This is a genomic window from Hymenobacter sp. UYAg731 (assembly GCF_054061335.1).
The window spans coordinates 295,903-315,488 of the sequence record NZ_JBSSEC010000001.1; the positions used below are offsets into that span (position 1 = coordinate 295,903).

The window sequence follows — 19,586 nt, forward strand, 5'->3', positions numbered from 1 at the left end:
GTGCTATAATAATTATAAGCCTTTACCTAAAAAGTAACACTACCGGGACGCGCGGGCCGAACGTTGTGGCCGGCGGCTTGTTAAACGGAAGAAATCTGCCATTCCGCGCTACCCGCCGGATGGCGGGTGCCAAACCGCTTCACCATTCGAATGTCCCTTCGCCGCTACTCCTACACCACCCTGCTCGTGCTGGGCCTGCTCACGGCCCTGAGCGCCTTTTTCGTGGCCCAGCTGCGGTTCAACTACAATTTCAACGACTTCTACCCCGCCGGCGACCCTGACCTGGACTACTACCAGGGCTACACCCAGCGCTTCGGCAACGACAACGACTACCTGCTGCTGGGCGTGGAAGCCCCCGCTGGCCGCACCGTGTTCGACCCCGCTTTCCTGGCTCAGGTGGACTCCCTGACGCGGCTGGCGGCGCGGCAGAAGGACGTGCGGCACGTCACCTCCCCCACCACCCTGGCCAATACCGTGGTCGAGGGCCTGGGCGTGTTCAGCCTCCCCTACCTGCACCCTGAAACCTACCGCGCCGACCCCACCCGCCGCGCCGCCGACTCGACCCTGATTTACCGCACGCCCGGCCTGGCCGGCAACGTGTTCAGCCCCGATGCCCGCGCCCTGGCCCTGGTGCTCCAGCTCACGCCCGACCTCGAAAAGCCGCCCGGCGACTCCCTGTTTGCGGCCCTGCGCGGTGGCCTAGCCCGCCTGCACATTGCGGATGAGCGGGTGCATTTCGCGGGCCGCATCGTGGCGCAGTCCGTGTTCGTGGACCGGCTGAAGTGGGAATTGGTGGTGTTCATGTCGCTGTCGGTGCTGCTCGTCACAGGGTTGCTCTGGCTCACGTTTCGGACGTGGTGGGGCGTGGTGCTGCCGCTGGTGGTGGTTCTGGGGGCCATTTTGTGGGGCCTGGGCATCATGGCCGCGTTTGGGGTCAGCATCGATTTGATGACGGCCCTGCTCCCGCTCATGCTGTTCGTGGTGGGCATGAGCGACACCATCCACATCATTAGTCGCTACGTAAGCGAGCTGGGCTATGGGGCCAGCAAGAAAGACGCGTTGCGCGTCACCATCAAGGAATCGGGGTTTGGGTCGGGGCTGTCGGCGCTCACCACCAGCCTGGGGTTTTTCACGCTGATGACGAGTACGATTCGGCCCATTCACAACTTCGGGCTGTTCACGGGCGTGGCCGTTATACTGGCGTTTATCCTCAGCTTCACGCTGCTGCCGGCCATGCTGGTGCTGCTGGGCAAACCGGCCTTGCGCGAGCCCCGCCGCCAGGGCCACAGCTGGGACGGTGTGCTCAGCCGCCTGTTTCGGCAGGTGCTGGTGCGGCGGCGGCTGATTTTCACGGTGAGTGGGCTGGTGCTGGCCGTTTCCATCGGGCTGGCTACGCGGGTCCACATCAATTCGTCGCTGCTGGATGACCTTTCCAAAAGCGACCCCGTGCGGCAGGATTTCGCCTTTTTCGACCGCCAGTTTGCCGGCGTGCGGCCCTTCGAGCTGGAGCTGAAACCGGCCCCCGGCCGCGACATCTACGACCTGGCCGTGCTGCGCCAGACCGAACGAATAGAGGGGTACTTAGCGAAAGCCTACGGCCTGCGCTTCGCCGCCTCGCCCGTCACGCTGGTGAAATCGGTGCGCAAGGCCTTGCACGGCGGCAGCCTGGCCGAATACCGCCTGCCCATCGACACCCTCGAAATGCGCGGCCTGCGCGGCAAGCTCCGGCAGTTCCGCAAAAAGCCCGAATTCAGCGCCCTGGCCCTGCCCGATGGCTCGGCCGGCCGCCTCACCGGCCGCATGGCCGACGTGGGCAGCATCCGGGCCGATAAGCTGAATGCCGCCCTGCGCCGCTACCTGCGCACCGGCACCGACAGCACCGTGCTCCGCACCCGACTCACGGGCTCGTCCAACCTCATCGACAAAAACAACGAGAACCTGACCCTGAACATGATTCAAGGCATGGCCATCGACGTGGCCATGGTCACGCTCATCGTGCTGGCGCTGTTCAAATCCTTCCGCATGACCCTCGTGGTGCTCATTCCCAACTTGCTGCCCATCATCATCGTGGCCGGCGTGATGGGCCTGGCCGGCGTGAACATGAAGGTGAGCACCAGCATCATCTTCACCATCGCCTTCGGTATTGCCGTTGATGATACCATCCACTTCATCAGCAAGTTGCGTCTTACGCTGGGCAAGGAGCCGGACATTTTTAAGGCCGTGCGCTACACCTATTTGCTGGCTGGCAAGGCTGTTATCACTACTTCGCTGATTCTGGTGGGGGGCTTCTCCACGCTGCTGTTTTCCAAGTTCGACGGCACGTTTTACGTCGGCCTGCTCATTGGCCTCACGCTGCTGTTCGGCGTGGTGGCCGAACTGACGCTGCTGCCCCTGCTGATACTGTATTTCTACAAGCGGCCGAAAGTGGCAGTGGTTGGTGCGGTGGTGCCGGACTTGTTACGCAAATAGCTGAGCCGGATAGAAAAGGCTAAAATCTGGTTTATAGCCGTCACAGAAGTAGGATGTAGGGTGCGGGACAATCCCCCTGCTCACACCTAAGTAATCCGGGACAATAACTTTGAATTACAAAGTTCTTTCTAAATTTGCAGTAGAATTATCAGCCGGTCGCCCGGTATTCTGAATTTGCTTCCGCTAGAAACATGTTATGGATTACTTCGTAGCCCCCAATTCCATCGTGCGCCGCATCTGGGGCACTGCCGATACGGTGCTGTTCATCTTTGCCGGGGCGGCGGCCGAGTTTGCCCTCAACAAGGCGGTGGACTGGCTCTACTTCACCGGCCGCCTGCCCGCCGACCCATTGGCGCGGCTCTTTTCGACAGTCGACTATGCCCGCCGCATCGTATTTGCCGACCGGGCCGGGGCCGAGCGGGCCATCGACAGCATTGCCGCCATCCACGCGGCCGTGGAGGCGCGCCGGGGGCAGGCCATTCCGGCCTGGGCCTACCGCGACGTGCTGTTTATGCTCATTGGCTATTCTATGCGGGCTTTTGAGGTGCTGGAACGGCCCCTGACCGAGGCCGAGCGCGAGGAAATTGTGACGGTGTTTTGCCGCGTGGGGCAGCGCATGGGCGTGCCCGATTTGCCCACCTCCTACCCGGCCTGGCGCGCTGCCCGCGAGCAGCACCTGGCCCAAGACACGGCCGCCAGCGCCTACACGGCGGATTTGTATTTGCAATACCGGCGGCATCTGGGCGGCCCGCGCTACCGGCTGCTGCGGCTGGTGCAGGGCCTGGTGGTGCCGGCCCGGGTGCGGCAGCTGTTGCAGCTGCCCGGCGGGTTTTTCATCAACCCTGCCGTGGCTTATTACCGCCGCACCCGGCGCTGGCAGCCAAGCCGGTGGGCCAGAAATGCCATGCTGCCGGCGGAGTATCGGGACCGGATTCAGGCCCTTGATGCGGCACCCGTGGCGCTGGCCGAGCAGGCAGTGCCCATGCAAGCCGCCCGCCGGTGCCCGATGCATTAGCAGCATTCAAACACTCCGTGATTTTCATCGTCACATGATTCGCATTCAGAAATATTATTTACTGATGGCCAGCGTGTTATTCCTGCTGGAAGTCTTCATCGCCTTGTTCGTACACGACAAAATCATCCGGCCCTACGCCGGCGATTTTCTGGCTACCGTTTTCCTCTATTGCTTTGCCCGGGGCTTGCTTACCGCTCCGCCAAAGAAAGTGGCCCTGGGGGTGCTGTTTACCGCTTATCTTATTGAGGCATTGCAGTATGTGAACCTGCTGAGCTGGCTGGGCTGGCAGCATTCGCGGGTGGCGCGCATTGTGCTGGGCAGCAGCTTTGAGTGGGCCGACATGCTGGCCTACACGCTGGGAATTGGGATGGGCCTGGGCCTAGAGGGCATTTTTAGCGCCATCCGTTTGCGAAAGATTGCGGCCGCAGGAATTACTATCCCGGCAAAAAATGCGAACGTCGGGTAACAAGCCCGTGTTCTGCCGGTCTTAATGTCCTATTTTTACCACAAAAACCAGCCTATGAAACCTTATTTTTCCGCCTCGCTAACGCGCCTGTTCTTGTTAACCCTGCTGGCCTGCGCCGGCCTGTTCACCACCGCCTGCAAGAAAGACGACCCCGAAATCAAAGATTACAGCGGGGTTGACCAGGAAATCATCACGCAGTACCTGGCCACCAACAACATCACCACGGCCCAGAAACAAGCCTCCGGTCTTTATTTCCTGCCGGTGGCGACGAAACCGAATGGGGTGCAAATTGCCTCCGGTGCCACGGTATCGGTGCTGTACACTGCTCATTTACTGGATGCTGCGGGCACTGTTTTCGATGCCTCTTCCAAGCACAACAACGTGCCCATCACCTTCAAAGTGGGAGCCGGGCAGCTGATTCCGGGCTTTGAGCAAGGCATTGCCCTGATGCACATCGGCGACAAGGCCGAGCTGCTTATTCCTTCCGGCCTGGCTTATGGCGGGTCCACTGCGAACGGGGCCATTCCGGCCAATTCGGTGGTGCGCTTCGAGGTGGAAGTGTTGGACTTCGCGGCCATCGACGATGCCCTGATTACCAGTTACCTGGCCACCAATCACATTACCACGGCTCAGAAACAAACCTCGGGGCTCTATTTCCTGCCCGTTACCACCAACGCCAGCGCCGTGCGGCCGGCCATCAGCAACACGGTTACGGTGCTATATACCGGGCATTTGCTCGATGCGACGGGCACGGTGTTCGATGCCTCCTCGCTGCACAACAACACGCCACTGGTCTTCCCTTTTGGGCGCGGCCAGCTGATTGCGGGCTTTGAGGAAGGCGTGGGGCTGATGCACATCGGCGACAAGGCTGAGATACTACTGCCGTCGGCGCTGGCCTATGGGCCCGCCGGGTCTTCCTCCAGCATCGGCCCCAATACCGTGTTGCGCTTCGAGATAGAAGTGGTCGACATTAAATAGAAAGGGTACCAGAAAATGCGGAGCCGCGCTACCGCACCCGGGCCAGCAGGGCTGCGTGGTGGGGGGCGCGGCTTAGCATTTCCGCGTTGCCGAGCAACACCAATTGCTGGCGGGCGCGGGTGAGGGCCACATTTAGCTTGCGGTCGACCTGCCCGGTTTCATCGGGCGATACCATGAGTTCCAGCTGGTGCTCGTGGTGGCAGCAGAAGCTCACAATAATGACCTCGCGCTGGCTCCCCTGGTAGCGCTCCACGGTATCGACGCTGATTTGGGCGAGGGCGGGCAGGGCCAGCTCGCGGGCCAGCTGGGCCAGCCGGGCGCGGATGCGGGCCGCCTGGTTGCGGTAGCTGGCAATGATGCCGAGCGTGGTTTCGGGATTGAAATTAGGACCATATCCCTGGGCCACGTAGGCAGCGGCGCGGGCGGCCAGTTCGGCTTCCTGCGCCGATTCTTTCATGGACAAATCCTCGGGCTGGCGCTGGGTAGGAACAAAAACCACCCGTTGGCGGCGTAGCGCGGCGGTAAAATCATCGGAAGCAGCGGGCCAGGCGGCGCGGTCGAGCGGGGCGGCCTGCCAGGGCTGCGGGCAGCGCAGCTGGCCGTCGTAGAAATCCTGGTTGACGAGCACGGCCAGCTCCTGGTGCATCCGGTATTGGTCGGCGAGGGTGCCGTGGGCGTGCGGCCAGTGCGCTTCGGCGCGCCGGAACAGGCGCTCGAAGTAGGAGTTGCGCAGGTTGGTAAGGCCGAGGTTTTCACGCAGCAGCTCGGCCACTTCGGGGGCAATGGCGCTGGTTTCGGGCTCCTGGGCTACCACGGCGGGCAGCTGGCGGTGGTCACCGATGAGGATGAACTTCTTCACCTTGGCCAGCAGCGCGAGCATCGGCGATTCCAGCACCTGGCTGGCCTCGTCCACCACCGCCACATCAAACTGCTTGAGCATGAACAGCTCGGGCTTGCCCAGCAGGCTGGCTACCGTGCCCACGTAAAAGGGCGTGCCGGTGAGACGGGCGCGCACGGTCTGGCGGCTGCCGCAGTCAGCAATCATGGCATCGAGCAGGTAAGGCCGGTACTGCGGCGAAGTCCCCAACCGCGAACCGACCCGAATAAACGGCAACTTCGCCTCCACCAGCTGCTCGCAGATTTCGTCCACGGCGCGGTTGGTGTAGGCGGCCAGTAGCACCTGCTTGTCTTCTTTGTAGAGGTTTTCGGCCAGCTCGCGCAGCACGCTGCGGGTTTTTCCAGTGCCGGGCGGGCCGCAAAGCACGAACCAGTCGGGCGCGGCCAGGGCGCGGGCCACTACTTCAGGGGCCGTGGTGGCGGGCGCGGCAGTGGGGCTCCACCCTTCGGGCTCACGCGGGCCGGTGCGGGCCAGCAGGCGCTTGCGGCGCTCCGGACTCAGGCCGAGGAAGGACGAGAGGCCGGCCCACTCGCGCCGGAAGGTGTCGTAGGTATCGGGCTCCAGGGCCCAGTGCGAGTGGCCCAGCAGGTAGCGCGGGGCCATGCGGCGGTTGCGCACGCTGAGTACCACGCGGCCATCGGCCCCGAGGTCTTCGGCCAGCACCACCTTCACCACCTGCGCATCCAATACGCTGAGCTGGTGGATTGGCTGATTGGTGGACTGGTGGACTGGTGGGCTGGTGGATTGGTGAATTTCCGAATTGCCTTCGGCTGAATTGGAAACTGCTGTTTCTTGGGCGGCTTCGGGAGCGGCAGTTTCGCGGGCGTTGCGGCGGCGCGGGTACAGGATGAGCGTGTCGCCGGCGCGGAAGTTGACTTCACGGCCGCCGGCGGGGCGCTGAAAGATGAGGTGCGGGCCGAGGCCGTCGCGGGCATCATCGGGCGCGCCGCTATGGTCTTCGATTAGCTCCAGGTCATCAAGCAGGCTGAAGTTTTGATACTTGCGGGCCTGGGGCAGCAGCCAGAGGCCGGCCTGCCCGCCGGCGTCGCCGGGCCGGGCTTCGTCGCCGAGCAGGGTGAGGCGCATTTCGCGGGCCGAGAAGCGGGCCAGCTCCAGGCAGTAGGCGCGCTCCACGGAGTCGGCGGCGGCCCAGGCGTTGGCTACTTTTTCGGCCTTCGCTTTGCCGAAGGGCGGCAGGGCCATGAGGTTGGGGTGCAGTACGGGGGCCAGCAGGTGGGCCGTTTGGCGGGGGCCGGTGGCGCGGGCCAGCTGCAATTCGGTGCCCACGAGCTGGTTGCGGGCCGAGATGAGCCGGTCAATCAAATCCTGGTCCTGGTCGACGCGGCGCACGGCGGGTTGGCCGCTGGCCGCGTTCGAGTACAGGATGCTGGTGCGGCCCCGGCCGGCGGTTTCCCCATCGGCCCCAAACACCGATTCCAGGAGCAGGCGGTAGAGCTGGGCCTGGGCGGCGTGGTTGGTCCAGGGTTCGGCGTGGGGCACTTTGGTCGAGCTTTTGAGCTCGATGAGGTCGTAGCCGGTGCTGCTTTCGTGAAGCAAATCGAGGCGACCCTGCAAGCCGTAGGTGGCCGAGAGGAAGGTGGGTTCGAGGAAGCAGTCGGCCAGGCGCAGAGGTTCCTGCTGGTAGCCGGTGCGGCTGGCGGCCACGAAGCCCAGGGCGCGGGTTTCGCGCAGGGTGCGGTGGTGGCGGCGCAGGTCGTTTAGCAGCTCGGGCACGCCGGTGCGGGTCTGGAACTCGGGCAGGGTGCTGAGCGAGAGCGGAGCCGAGCGGAAAAGCCGGCCCCGGAAGAAGGTTTCTAGGTCGAAGTCTTTGGCGGTTGGTTGTTCGTTGTCGGTTGTTAGTTCGAGGTGGGGAGCGGATGCCGCTACCAAATCAGCAGTTTCGACTTCAGCTTCCGGCTCAGCCGTGGCAACGGCGTGGCCGGCCAGTTTCGCTAGGCGCTCCCGCTGCTGTATTTTATTGGCCGCAGCCTGCCTCGTTTTCGATTCTTCCTGCCGCCCGGCGTGGCTCACTTCTTCGTCAAGCAGCAGGTTCACGAGGTTTCCGAGCACCAGCGGACGCGAAGTTTCATCGGGCAGAAAGGCGTTTAGCAGCGCCCATTCGGGGATGGTGCCGTCGCGTTGGGCGCACTCGGCAATGGTGGTGACGCTGATGAGGTAGTCGGGCTCCAGCACCACGCGGCGGGCGCGCACGCTGCCGTCGGCCAGCCGCACCGGGCCAATTAAGTGCAGTGTGGGGTGCAGCGCGGCGGCCAGCGGCAGCACGTTTTCATACGCCACGGGCAGCAGCAGGCCGAAGGGGCCGGCGGGGCGGCCATCGGCGGGGGCGGCCATTTCAACGGTGAGCGCGCCGGTGGCCAGGTCGGCGTGCAGCACCCGCACGCGCCAGGTGGTGCTGGCGGTGGCTTCGGGAATGTGAGCGGCAGCAGCGGCGGGTTCCGCCGTTTCGGCGGGCGCAGCGGCTTCGGCCAGGGGCTGGGGCAGCGCGGGGCCGGCGTAGGCCGCGCCGGTGAGGTGCAGCACCAGCGCCGCTACGGCCCCGAAGCCGCGTGCAGCCTCGGCGCGGGTGCCGGCGTAGCTTTCATGCACCACCAGGTTGGCGGCCAAGCGCAGGGCTTGCAGCTGTTGGCGCAGGGCGGCGGGCAGCTCGTGGGTGTAGGCGGCCTGGCCGATGGCCTGGTTGAGGTCGACAAACGGGGCTTCGCGGGCCTTGCAGTCGTCGCGCAGCACGGTTTCGAGCAGCTTGCGCAGCTTGGGGAGCTGGTCGGCGGGCGCGGCGGCGGGGTCGGCGGCCAGGGCGGCGAGGCGGGAGTAGTAGCGGGTGGGCATCGAAAGGTAGAGAAATGGCGGCCGAACCCTTAAAAGTAACGGTTTTTCGACGCTCAATGGCCCGCTGCCGGCTGGGCTAGTGGGCGGCCGTGAGGCCCACCGGGGATGCCAAAGGGCCTTCCTCGTACATATTCAGGTAGAGCCGGAGGGGCTGTTTCTGCCCTTTCCAGGTGATGGAATACACGTCGAGCTGGCCTTCGTTGTCGATGCCGGCTTCGGCGATTTTAAACGTGCAGCAGCTGCCTTCGTGCTCATAATTAAGCTTTTCGCCCCGGGGCCCCAGCAGGGCATTAAGGTAGCGCTGCTGGTTGCGCACGCCGGCCTCGCGACCGCCCCCCACCCGCACCGGGTTGTTTGCCGTAAAGCCGTAGGTGTCGTCCGGGCTGGCGGCCTGAATCAGGAAGGGCAACACGCCGCTGCCGCCTTTCTCGTAGAGGCCTTCCGATGCCGCGCCGCCGTAGGTAGGCGGTGTTTTGGGCCGGGCCGTTTCGCAGCTCCACACGCTCAGCGCCCCGAGCAATAAGAGGCTGCCTTTTTTCATTACCTGTATTTTCTTCATGCGTACGTCCTTGTTTTCCTGGGTTGACAGTCTGCAAATAACCAATCGCCGCCCATTGTTTCGCGCCCTGGTCGTGAGTGGCGGACTGCTGTGGAGTGCGGCCACGGCCGCCCAAACGCCGGCCATTACTCCCGATTCGCCCCTGCCCGGCCTGCTGGCGGAGCGTAAAACCCTGACCGACCGCTACACTGCGGCCAGCGCCCAGCGTCACAGCCTGTTCGGCAACAAGCCTTCCAAAAAAGACCTCCAGGAAGTAGTGGATGCCCTGCAAGGCATTATGGACAAGGACCAGCAAATCGTGGACGTGCTCAATCGTACCGCCCAGGCGGCCCAGACGAATTCCGTGCGGCTGGCTGCCACCACCACCCACCTCGAAACCAGCTCGCGCGATGACCGCAACCTCACCGCGCAGCGCCTTTCGGAGCTCACCAACGAAGCTGAAAACCTGCACCAGCGCGAAAAGCAGCAGCTCGCCAAGATGCGCGACCTCGAAGCCGAAGTAACCGAAGCCAAACAAAGCCATTTCGTGCGCGATGCCCTGATTGCGGGCCTCGCCGTGCTGTGCGTGGGGCTGGTGGTGGCGTTGCGGCGGCGCAAATAGCCAGATTCTGACCGGAACGAGGGAAGAAAACGGAAACAGTTTGTTGCTTGACAAACCGTTCAATTCCCCCGCATGACCGTCCTCTACTGGCTACGCAACGACCTGCGCCTCCACGACAATGAAGCTTTGGCCACCGCGGCAGCCGCCGGCACCACCGCGCTGCTGCCGGTGTACTGCTTCGACCCCGTAGCCTTTGGCCCCGATGCCTATCTGGACCGGCCGCGCACCGGTCCGCACCGCCTGGCGTTCCTGCTCGAAACCCTGACCGATTTGCAGCGGCGCTACGCCGCACTGGGCTCCGGCGTGCATTTCGCGGTGGGCCGGCCCGAGGACGTGCTACCCGCCCTGGCCCGGCAGCTGGGCGCGCAGGCTGTGCATGTCAGCACCGAACACACCACCGAGGAAGAGGAAGCCGAGGAAGCCGTCGTAGCCGCACTCGGCCCCCACTTACCGCTGCGGCGCTTTGAAACCCTGACGCTGCTGCACCCCGCCGACCTGCCCATTCCCATTGGCAAGCTGCCGTTTTCGTTCAGCAAGTTTCGGTTCGATGTATTTTCCAAAATGACGGTGCGCCCCCCGCTGCCCGCGCCGCGCCAGCTGCCGCCGTTGCCCGCCGGGTTCGCGCCCGCGCCCCTGCCCACGGCCGATTTGTTAGCTACCCAACTGGGCCAGCCGTTGCTGATGCGCCCTGCGCCCGACCGCCGCTCGGCGCTGCCCGCGCTGGGCGGGGGCGAAACCGCCGGCCTGTCCCGCCTGCACGACTACGCCGTCGAACGCCACCTCATTGGCCGCTACGACGACACCCGCAACGAGATGCTGGGCGAAGCTTTCAGCACCAAGTTTTCGCCCTGGCTGGCCAATGGAAGCCTCTCGGCCCGCCAGATTTGGGCAGCTATCAATGCCTATGATGATGCCCACGGCGCACGCAGCAAAGGAGCCATGCAGCTGCGGCTGGAGCTGCTGTGGCGCGATTATTTCCGCCTGCTGGCTCAGAAGGCCGGGCCGGATTTTTTCCGCTGGCGTGGCCTGCGCGACCAGCTGCCCAAGCCCATCCGGCCCAACAAAGCCGTGTTTGAGGACTGGGCTGCCGGCCGCACCGGCAACGCGTTTGTCGATGCCAACATGCGCGAGCTGACCGCCACCGGCTTTATGAGCAACCGGGGTCGGCAAAACGTGGCCAGCTACCTCATCCACGACCTGCACCAGGACTGGCGCTGGGGCGCGGCCTGGTTCGAGCACCAGCTCATCGACCACGACGCGGCCTCGAACTGGGGCAACTGGAAGTACATCGCGGGCACCGGCACCGACGTGCGCGATACCGCCTTCGACGTGGCCCAGCAGGCCCGGCGCTACGACCCGCAGGGCCGCTACGTCCGCACCTGGAGCAAGTAGCGCGGGCTTTGCGAGGCCACGCATGGGCCGTTTTTGACCCGGCCGCGCCATGCTTGCGCTACCGGTCTGCCGTACCTTCGCGGCATGTCTGCTTCGTTTCCTTTTCAAGTGACGGCCGCCCCCGAGCCCGTTGCGCCCGAGTATCAGTTCGTCATTTTCGCCGATGTGGGAGGGCTGGAAGACTACTATGCCCTGTTTCAGCACTTCGGCTTCGGCGGCACGGCCGCTTCCTGGGCCGAGCACCTCGAAACCATTGTGGAGGAGCACCAGCCGGCCTTGCTCGATGAGATTGAGTTTGGCGATGGCGGCCAGACGTTCGTGGTATACGCCAGCGGCCAGGTCGCCGTCGATGAGTTTCTGGCCTGCGTGCTGCCGTATTTCGGCACGCTGCCCGCTCTGCGCAAATACCTGAGCCAAGCCGACCCGGACGACTTTTTCGCGTGAAACCCGGGACTGATAGTAAAACGAATGCCTTGCAAAGTGTAGAGACGCATATTTGCGTCTCGTCGTTCGCGCCGTGAAAGTGATGCTCGTTCAACGATGAGACGCAAATATGCGTCTCCACCCCGCCCCGCATGATTTCCTATTCCGAAGCCCAGGCCCTCGCCCTCATCACCGACCCCGGGACCCTCAAACGGGGCCAGGAGCTGCTGAAACCCGCCAAATGGGCCAACCTGGGCCGCACCGATACTTCTGCCTGGGGCGAGTGCGCCGGCAGCGGCACCAAGCCCTACCTCGCCGGCATCGACCTGACGGAGCCGGCCTTCAAGTGCAGCTGCCCCAGCCGGGTATTTCCCTGCAAGCACGGGGCGGGGCTGCTGCTGCTCATGGCCCGCCAGCCCGAATTATTTGCCGGTACTACGCCCCCCGCCTGGCTGACGGAGTGGCAGGAAAAACGCCAGCAAACGCAGGAGAAAAAAGCAGAAAAACCTGCGCCCAAAGCGCCCAAAGCAGCAGTTGCCGCAGAGTTACTGGCCGACGAAGCCGCCCCTGACACCCCACTTTTTCTGGAAGGAACAGCGGCAGCTGAAACCGGCGAAACAGCCATCCAAACCCAAACAACGCCCGCCGTCGACGCCAGGCGGCTGGCCCGCATGGTGGCCGGAGCCGAAGACCTCGTGGCCTGGCTCGAAGACCTGCTGCGCGCCGGCCTGGCCGCGCTCGATAAGCAGCCGGGCAAATTCTGGGAAAGCCAGGCGGCCCGGCTCGTTGATAACCAGCTGCCCGGCCTGGCTGGCACCGTGCGCGAGCTGGCCACCCTGCGCCACGCCCACGCCGACTGGCCCCCGCGCCTGCTGGGCCGCCTGGGTGAGCTGTATCTGCTGGCGCGGACCTTCCTAAACCTGCCCAGCCTCGGCCCCGATGCCCGGGCCGACGTGTTGCAGCAAGTCGGGGTCAACCTGAAAAAGGAGGACCTGCTGGCCACCGCCGCGCCCGTGGCGGACTCCTGGCGGGTGCTGGGCCAGTTCCGTTGGGAGGAAGACCGCCTGACGGCCCGCCGCACCTGGCTGCACGGCCGCGAAACCGGCCGCACGGCGCTGGTGCTGGAGTTTTCGTTCGGCGGGCAGCCGTTCAATACGCCCTTCATTCCGCACGGCGCTTACCTGGGCGAGTTGGCTTTTTACCCCGGATTGCTGCCGCTACGGGCCGCCCCGGTCCAGGTAAAATTCGACGGCACGGTGCCCGCCGGCGTCGTGCCCGTCGGCCAGTCCATTGGCCAGCTATTGGATGACTATGCCAATGCCCTCGCCCGCCAGCCCTGGCTGCGCGAGTGGCCGGCCACGCTCACCCAGGTACTCCCCACGCCCCTGCCCGACGGCCGCTGGCTGCTCCACCACGCCACCGAACCGCATAGCCTCGCCTTGCGCTTTGCTGAAGAAAACACGCCCTGGCAGCTGCTGGCCGAAAGCGGTGGGCGGCCAATTACGCTTTTCGGCGAGTGGGACGGGCAGGCTTTCCGGCCGCTGAGCAATTGGATGGACGCACCGGCCGCCCCCACTCACCCCGGCCCGCTCGCTCACCGAGAGGCGAAGCCAGCCGATGCCGAGCCAGGCATTGTCGGTGCTCCCGTTCCGCTGGCGACCAGGCCGGGGAGCGAGGTTAAGCCCGAACAGCTCCTGCGTATTGCCCTGCTCGGCACCCGCCAAAGCGGCGAAACCGTCCCTGCCTTTCCCACTGCTGCCGAAACGCCCGAGCTCCAGCTGCTGCTGGCCGCCGGCACGCTGGCCCTGATGCGCAAGGCCGGCCACCGGCCCGCCCGCCCCGCCGCTCCGGCCGTGGTGCCCGCCCCGCCCGAGCTGCTGCCCGTCATCGGCCCTAAGGGCACCGATTATCTGCACCAGATGCTCGTCAACGGCCTGCATCGGGAGCTGCTGCCCGACTACCTTGCCCGCCTGGCCGCCCGCGACCGCCTCGTGCCGCCCGCGCTGCTGGTGCCGCTGCTGCACTACGCTCACCATTCGGCCGAAACGCGGGCCATGCTGGGGCCGGTGCTGGGCAGCCGGGGCCACTGGCTGGCGGGCCTGAACCCCGAATGGACCAAGCTGGCCGATAAAATAGTGGCTCCAGACCAGGCCCAGACTGGCGCGGCCATCTGGGAAACCGGGACGCCGCCCCAGCGTCTCGCCTGGCTCACCGGGCACTTCGCCCACGCCCCCGCCGAGGCCCGCGCCCTGCTCCTGGCCGCCCTCCCCACCGAGCCCGCCAAAGCCCAGGAAACCCTACTGGAGCTGCTGGCCGACCACCTGCACCCCAACGCCGAGCCGGTTTTAGAAGCCCTGCTCAAAGCCCGGGGGCAGGAGGTGCGCCGCCTGGCGGCCGCGCTGCTGGTCCAAATTCACGGCGCGGCGCTCACCGAGCGGCTGTGGGCGCGGGCGGCCCCGCTGCTCAGCACCCGACGCAGCCTCTTGGGCCTGGGCAAAGCCACGCTGGAAGTCAGCCTACCCGAGGCCTGGGATAAATCCTGGCTGGCCGACGGCATCGAGGAGAAGAATTCGCACTTCACCTACCTGGCGCAGCCGGCCCGGCAGGCCACCACCGTAGGTGCCGGCGCGGCGCGCCTGGCCAACCTGCTGGCCTGGGTGCCCGTCGACCGCTGGCCCTCGCACCTCCACGCCAGCCCCGCCGAGCTGCTGACCCAGGCGCTGGCTTCCGATTGGGCCGTGCCCGTGCTCTCGGCCTGGGCCGAAAGCGCCGTCATGCACCGCAGCCAGGGGTTTGCCACCGCCTTCTTGCAGCTATGGCTGGCCGAGGGGTCGCGCCTCACGAAGGCGGGCATCCAGCTGCCCCTTTGGAAGCTTGTGCCGCTGCTACCCGCCGAGGAGCAGCAGGGCCTGCTGGGGCCGCCGCTGCTCCAGCGCCTCCGCGCGTCGCCCGGCCCCTGGGAAGCCGATTGGGAGAAGCTGGAGCAGGCCCGGGTGCTGCCCGGCCCCTGGCCCTGGGCACTCGCGCAAGCGGCCCTTGCGGTGGTGGCCCGCCACACGGCCGGCACCGCGCTGGCTTTCCCCTACCTGCCCCGGGAGCGGATGCGCTTCGGCTATTTCGTGAGCCAGACCCTGCTCGACAAGCTGGCTCCCGGCGACGTTACCGCCGCCCAACGGCTGCTGGCCGATATTCCCGATGCCCACGAATTCTACCGCGAGCAGTTCGAGGCGTTCAGCCATACGCTGCATTTCCGGACTGACTTGGACGCTTCGCTCAATGAATGAATCAGACGGTCATGCAGAAAAAAAGGAACGGTCAGGCTGAGCTTGTCGAAGCATCTCTACCGCGCAACTAATCAATACTATTGCAACGAAGCGGTAGAGATGCTTCGACAAGCTCAGCCTGACGTTCTTCCCCATTACTTTCCACTTCAAAACCACCTTACCCAATGACGCCCACCCTGCTCCGCCCCCACGCCGAAGACCTCTACGCCGAAGAGCTGGCTGCCCTGCGCGCCGCCGACGACCGCCCCAAGCCGCCCGGCTGGCACCTTTCGCCCTGGGCCGTGGTGACGTACCTGCTGGGCGGCAAGCTCGCTAACGGCTTCGAAATTGAGCCCAAGTACATCGGCCAGCGCCGACTGATGGAAATTGCCGTGGCCACCCTGGCCACCGACCGCGCCCTGCTGCTGCTCGGCGTGCCCGGCACGGCCAAAAGCTGGGTTTCGGAGCACCTCACCGCCGCCATCAGCGGGCACACCAACCTGCTGGTGCAGGGCACCGCCGGCACCGCCGAAGACAGCCTGCGCTACTCCTGGAACTACGCCCGCCTGCTCGCCGAAGGCCCTTCGCTGGCCGCCCTGGTGCCCAGCCCGCTCTACAAAGGCATGGAAACCGGCCAGCTCGTCCGCATCGAAGAGCTTACCCGCATCCCCTCCGACGTGCAGGACACGCTGCTGACGATGCTCTCCGAAAAGGTGCTGCCCATCCCTGAGCTGAGCACCGAAATCCAGGCCCGGCAGGGCTTCAACGTCATCGCCACCGCCAACGACCGCGACCGGGGCGTGAACGAGCTGAGCAGCGCCCTGCGCCGCCGCTTCAACGCCGTGGTGCTGCCCCTGCCCGCCACCCTGGCCGAGGAAGTCCACATCGTGCAAACCCGCGTGGCCAAGCAGGGCCAGGCCCTCCAACTGCCCGTGGAAGCCCCCGCGCTGGAGCAAATCAGCCGCCTCGTCACCATCTTCCGCGAGCTGCGCCAGGGCGTGACCGAAAACGGCAAAACCAAGCTCAAGTCGCCCACCGGCACCCTGAGCACCGGCGAGGCCATCTCCGTGATGAACGCCGGCCTGGCCCTGGCCGCCTACTTCGGCGATGGCACCCTGCGCGCTCACGACCTGGCCGCCGGCCTGATGGGGGCCGTCATCAAAGACCCCGCCCCCGACCGCGTGGTCTGGCTCGAATACCTCGAAACCGTGGCCAAGGAACGGGATGGATGGAAGGATTTGTACCGGGCGTGCCGGGAGGTGGTGGAGTAAGTTTGTTAATTGAGCAGCTTACTTCATTTCACAACCTGCTAATTCCTCCAGATTTATGGCGTCGATTAACTACCAATCTCTCCTGACCGAACTGCTGCCATATGCCGATAAAGTAGCTTTTCTGCCATTAACCGATGGGGAAATTGACAAGCTGGAGGGATTAGCCGAACATCGTTTTCCTGCATTCTACCGTGAATACCTACGCACGTTTGGGTTAATGCAGGACTTTGTATTCGGACTTCTGGAAAGACCCAGTGACTTCAAGGATACCCGAGCATACCTTCCGAAAGCCGACCAGCTTCAGTACATTGTTATTGGCAATAATAGCGGCGAAGATTGTTGGCTATTGCGGATTGATGCCGATGGAGTTGAAAACCAACTCTACGAATGCCAGCACTGGAATGAGAACCGAATAGTGCCTTTGGATTTCTCATTTGCTGAATTGCTGCACGCAAGTTTTCAAGAAGTGCGCGATGGATACGCTGACAGGTTATTCAATCATCAAAAATCCTGGCGGGCGCAAATCAGCGTCAAAACCACAGAGGAGCAGAAGATACTGATTGCGCTGCAAGCTACCCTGCATGCTCCGTGGGAGTTGAAGGATACTTCTCCTGCCAATGCAACAGAGTTCCGGTCAGAAATCAGCTTGCCGGATGGAATTCACCCGTTTTCCCGATTGGAATACGCAGGTTGGGAAACCCCTATTTATTTTTTTAATCTCCAGGATGCTTTCACCCAGCTACAAGCTGGCAACTCTATTATTAAGAAAACAGACCGTAGTCTCCGAAACGTGTTTGGTTCATCTTATGCCCTCATTGATTACGGTCTGCTTCCAACCGACCTCCCAAATGAAAACTGACTAAATCACCGCCTTTGCAGGCAGCCAACCCGAACGAAACAGTTTCAATGGTTTACCAATGCAGCACAACTTTGTAGACTATTTTTCAAAAACTCAGAAATAGTCCACAATAATGGAGTTAAAAATTGTGGACTATTTCTGAGTTTTTGAAAAATATTCTACACCCGCATTATTCGCCCCCCATGCCCACCGACCTCCGCCTGTTCGGCATTCGCCACCACGGCCCCGGCAGCGCCGCCAGCCTCGTGGCGGCGCTCGATGCTTTCCGGCCCGATATCGTGCTGCTGGAGTGCCCCGCCGACGCCGAAGCGGCCCTGGCCACCGCTACCCATCCGGAGTTGCGGCCGCCCGTGGCCCTGCTGGTGTATAACCCGAAGCAGCAAGGGCAGGCCTCGTTTCTGCCGTTTGCTGAGTTCTCGCCGGAGTGGCAGGCGGTGCAGTGGTGCGCCCGCAATGGCGCGCATGTGCGGTGCATGGATTTGCCGATATCGTTAAGGTTTGGGATGCGCGAGGCGGTGGCTGCCCTAATGGTCGCCTCTCCCCCCGGCCCCCGCCCCGGTGGAGAGGGGGAGCCAGACGAATTAAGTGAAAAGCAAATAGCAGAAAACGACACAAAATCGACTGTCTCCCCCTCTCCTCTTTTAGAGAGGGCGCCGGCCCCGGAGGGGTCTCGTGAGGCACAGGCGGAGGGCGAGCCCATTCCCGAAACCGACCCCGTCGCCTACATCGCCCGCCTGGCCGGCTACACCGATTCCGAGCAGTGGTGGGAAACCCACCTCGAACACGCGCCCGGCCACGCCGACACCTTTGCCGTGGTGCTGGAGATGATGACGGCCCTGCGCGAGGAATTGCATCGCCCCGAGACCGAGGAAACCCTGCTCCGCGAAGCATTCATGCGCGAAACCCTGCGCGCCACGCTGGCCCAGGGCTACCCGCGCGTGGCAGTGGTGTGCGGAGCCTGGCACGCCCCCGTGCTGCGGGCCGAGCTATTCAAGAAGGAAGACAAAGCCCGTCTGAAAGGCCTGAAGAAAGTCGCCACCGAAACCACCTGGATTCCCTGGACCTACGAGCGGCTGTCGTTCAGCTCGGGCTATGGGGCAGGCGTGCTTTCGCCGGCCTGGTACGAGCTGCTGTTTGCCCAGCCCCGCGCTGAAGTCCTGACCCACTGGATGGTGCGCGCCACCCGCCTGCTGCGCGGCCAGGATGTGGACGCGTCCTCGGCCCACGCCATTGAGGGCGTGCGGCTGGCAGCCGCCCTGGCCGCCGTGCGGGGGTTGGTGCTGCCGGGCATTGATGAATTGCAGGAAGCCGCCGTGGCCATCCTGGGCGGGGGCTACGCCGAGCCGCTGGCATTGGTGCATAAGGAGCTGGTGATTGGAGTGAAGCTGGGCGAGGTGCCGGCGGGCCTGCCCGCCACGCCCTTGCAGCAGGATTTAGCCCAGCAGCAAAAAACCCTGCGCCTCAAGCCCGAGGCCATGCCCAAGCCGCTCGACCTCGACCTGCGCCAGCCCGCCCAGCTCGACCGCAGTCACCTGCTGCACTGCCTGCGCCTGCTCGACATCAACTGGGGCGCGCCGGAGGAAGTGACTGGCGCACGCGGCACCTTCCACGAAATGTGGACGCTGGAATGGGAGCCCGAAATGGCCCTGGCCGTGATTGAGGCCGGCCGCTGGGGAAATACCGTGCTGGCCGCCGCCGCCACCCGCGCCACCGCCCGCGCCGCCGAAGCCACCAGCCTCGAAGCCGTAAGCACACTGCTTGAACATGCCCTGCGCGCCGACCTTGGCCCGGCCATTCCGGCGCTGGTGGCGCGGCTCGAAACCATTGGGGCCGGCACCCGGGACGTGACGCACCTGCTGGCCGCCCTGCCCCCGCTGGCCCAGGTGCTGCGCTATGGCAACGTGCGCCGCACCGACACGCAGCAGGTGGCCCAGGTGGTGCAGCAGCTGGTGCCGCGCTTGTGCATCGGCCTGCCCGCCGCCTGCGCGGGGCTGGATTATGCCGCCGCCAAGCCGCTTCTGAAGCGTATCGAAGCCACCCACCAGGCCATCCGGCTGCTGCAAAACGACGCCCACGAAGCCGACTGGTACGCCGCCCTGGCCGCCGTGCAGCGCCACGGGCCCACCAACGGCCTGCTGGCCGGAGCCGCCGCCCGCCTGCTCTTCGACGCGCAGCAAGCCGATGCCGCCGCCACGGCCACCACCCTCGGCCTGGCCCTGGCCCCCGCCCAGCCTACCGACTACGCCACCGCCTGGATTGAGGGCTTCCTGCGCGGCAGCGGCCTGCTGCTCATCCACCACCGCGAATTATTCGACCTGCTCGATACCTGGCTGGGCGGGTTAAAAGAGGAAACCTTCCGCGAAATAGTGCCGCTGCTGCGTCGCGCTTTCACGGATTTTTCACTGCCCGAGCGGCGGCAGATTCTGGAAATCGCGAACACGGATGCCAACGTTTCTGCCTCGCCTGACACGGAAGATTTTGACTGGCAGCGCGGGGCGCGGGTGCTGCCGGGGCTGCGGGAATTGCTGGGCAGTTATTAGCAGCT

At 64.5% G+C, this 19,586-nt stretch carries 13 protein-coding genes; 11 read left to right on the forward strand and 2 right to left on the reverse strand.

Annotation, left to right across the window (positions count from 1 at the left end):
• Window positions 1–150: 150 nt before the first annotated feature.
• The 4 genes from ACVWYF_RS01235 to ACVWYF_RS01250 all read left to right on the forward strand — a co-directional run bounded on the left by ACVWYF_RS01235 (window position 151) and on the right by ACVWYF_RS01250 (window position 4,928).
• Window positions 151–2,469, forward strand: a complete 2,319-nt coding sequence (locus tag ACVWYF_RS01235; protein WP_457063803.1) for an efflux RND transporter permease subunit — start codon at window positions 151–153, stop codon at window positions 2,467–2,469.
• Between the two features lie 196 nt (window positions 2,470–2,665).
• Window positions 2,666–3,484: an oxygenase MpaB family protein gene (locus ACVWYF_RS01240; RefSeq protein ID WP_457063805.1), complete on the forward strand. Its 819-nt coding sequence runs from the start codon at window positions 2,666–2,668 to the stop codon at window positions 3,482–3,484.
• Window positions 3,485–3,518: 34 nt separating this feature from the next.
• Window positions 3,519–3,950 (forward strand): ribosomal maturation YjgA family protein, encoded by a 432-nt coding sequence (locus ACVWYF_RS01245; RefSeq protein ID WP_457063807.1) that lies wholly within the window; start codon window positions 3,519–3,521, stop codon window positions 3,948–3,950.
• Between the two features lie 54 nt (window positions 3,951–4,004).
• Window positions 4,005–4,928 carry an FKBP-type peptidyl-prolyl cis-trans isomerase gene (locus ACVWYF_RS01250; RefSeq protein ID WP_457063808.1) on the forward strand — a complete coding sequence of 308 codons (924 nt, stop codon included), beginning with the start codon at window positions 4,005–4,007 and terminating at the stop codon, window positions 4,926–4,928.
• A gap of 28 nt (window positions 4,929–4,956) precedes the next feature.
• On the opposite strand, the gene ACVWYF_RS01255 is transcribed toward ACVWYF_RS01250, so the two are convergent.
• Window positions 4,957–8,673, reverse strand: coding sequence for an AAA domain-containing protein (locus ACVWYF_RS01255; RefSeq protein ID WP_457063810.1), 3,717 nt, complete (start codon window positions 8,671–8,673; stop codon window positions 4,957–4,959).
• Window positions 8,674–8,749: 76 nt separating this feature from the next.
• Window positions 8,750–9,214 carry a hypothetical protein gene (locus ACVWYF_RS01260; protein ID WP_457063812.1) on the reverse strand — a complete coding sequence of 155 codons (465 nt, stop codon included), beginning with the start codon at window positions 9,212–9,214 and terminating at the stop codon, window positions 8,750–8,752.
• 16 nt (window positions 9,215–9,230) lie between these two features.
• Here ACVWYF_RS01260 and ACVWYF_RS01265 point away from each other — a divergent pair, with 16 nt between their 5' ends.
• From ACVWYF_RS01265 to ACVWYF_RS01295, 7 genes are all read left to right on the forward strand, one after another.
• Complete coding sequence (locus ACVWYF_RS01265) at window positions 9,231–9,833, forward strand: hypothetical protein (RefSeq protein WP_457063814.1); 603 nt, start codon at window positions 9,231–9,233, stop codon at window positions 9,831–9,833.
• Window positions 9,834–9,905: 72 nt separating this feature from the next.
• Window positions 9,906–11,225 carry a DASH family cryptochrome gene (locus ACVWYF_RS01270; protein WP_457063816.1) on the forward strand — a complete coding sequence of 440 codons (1,320 nt, stop codon included), beginning with the start codon at window positions 9,906–9,908 and terminating at the stop codon, window positions 11,223–11,225.
• A gap of 84 nt (window positions 11,226–11,309) precedes the next feature.
• Window positions 11,310–11,669: a hypothetical protein gene (locus tag ACVWYF_RS01275; protein WP_457063817.1), complete on the forward strand. Its 360-nt coding sequence runs from the start codon at window positions 11,310–11,312 to the stop codon at window positions 11,667–11,669.
• 131 nt (window positions 11,670–11,800) lie between these two features.
• Window positions 11,801–14,932 carry a DUF5691 domain-containing protein gene (locus ACVWYF_RS01280; protein ID WP_457063819.1) on the forward strand — a complete coding sequence of 1,044 codons (3,132 nt, stop codon included), beginning with the start codon at window positions 11,801–11,803 and terminating at the stop codon, window positions 14,930–14,932.
• Between the two features lie 164 nt (window positions 14,933–15,096).
• The gene (locus tag ACVWYF_RS01285; RefSeq protein ID WP_457063821.1) at window positions 15,097–16,182 is read left to right on the forward strand and encodes an ATP-binding protein; all 1,086 of its coding nucleotides are present in this window, start codon (window positions 15,097–15,099) and stop codon (window positions 16,180–16,182) included.
• A gap of 55 nt (window positions 16,183–16,237) precedes the next feature.
• Window positions 16,238–17,041, forward strand: a complete 804-nt coding sequence (locus ACVWYF_RS01290) for an SMI1/KNR4 family protein (RefSeq protein ID WP_457063823.1) — start codon at window positions 16,238–16,240, stop codon at window positions 17,039–17,041.
• Window positions 17,042–17,223: 182 nt separating this feature from the next.
• Entirely contained in the window at window positions 17,224–19,581 is a 2,358-nt protein-coding gene (locus tag ACVWYF_RS01295) for a DUF5682 family protein (protein ID WP_457063825.1), read from the forward strand.
• The last annotated feature ends 5 nt before the right edge of the window (window positions 19,582–19,586 follow it).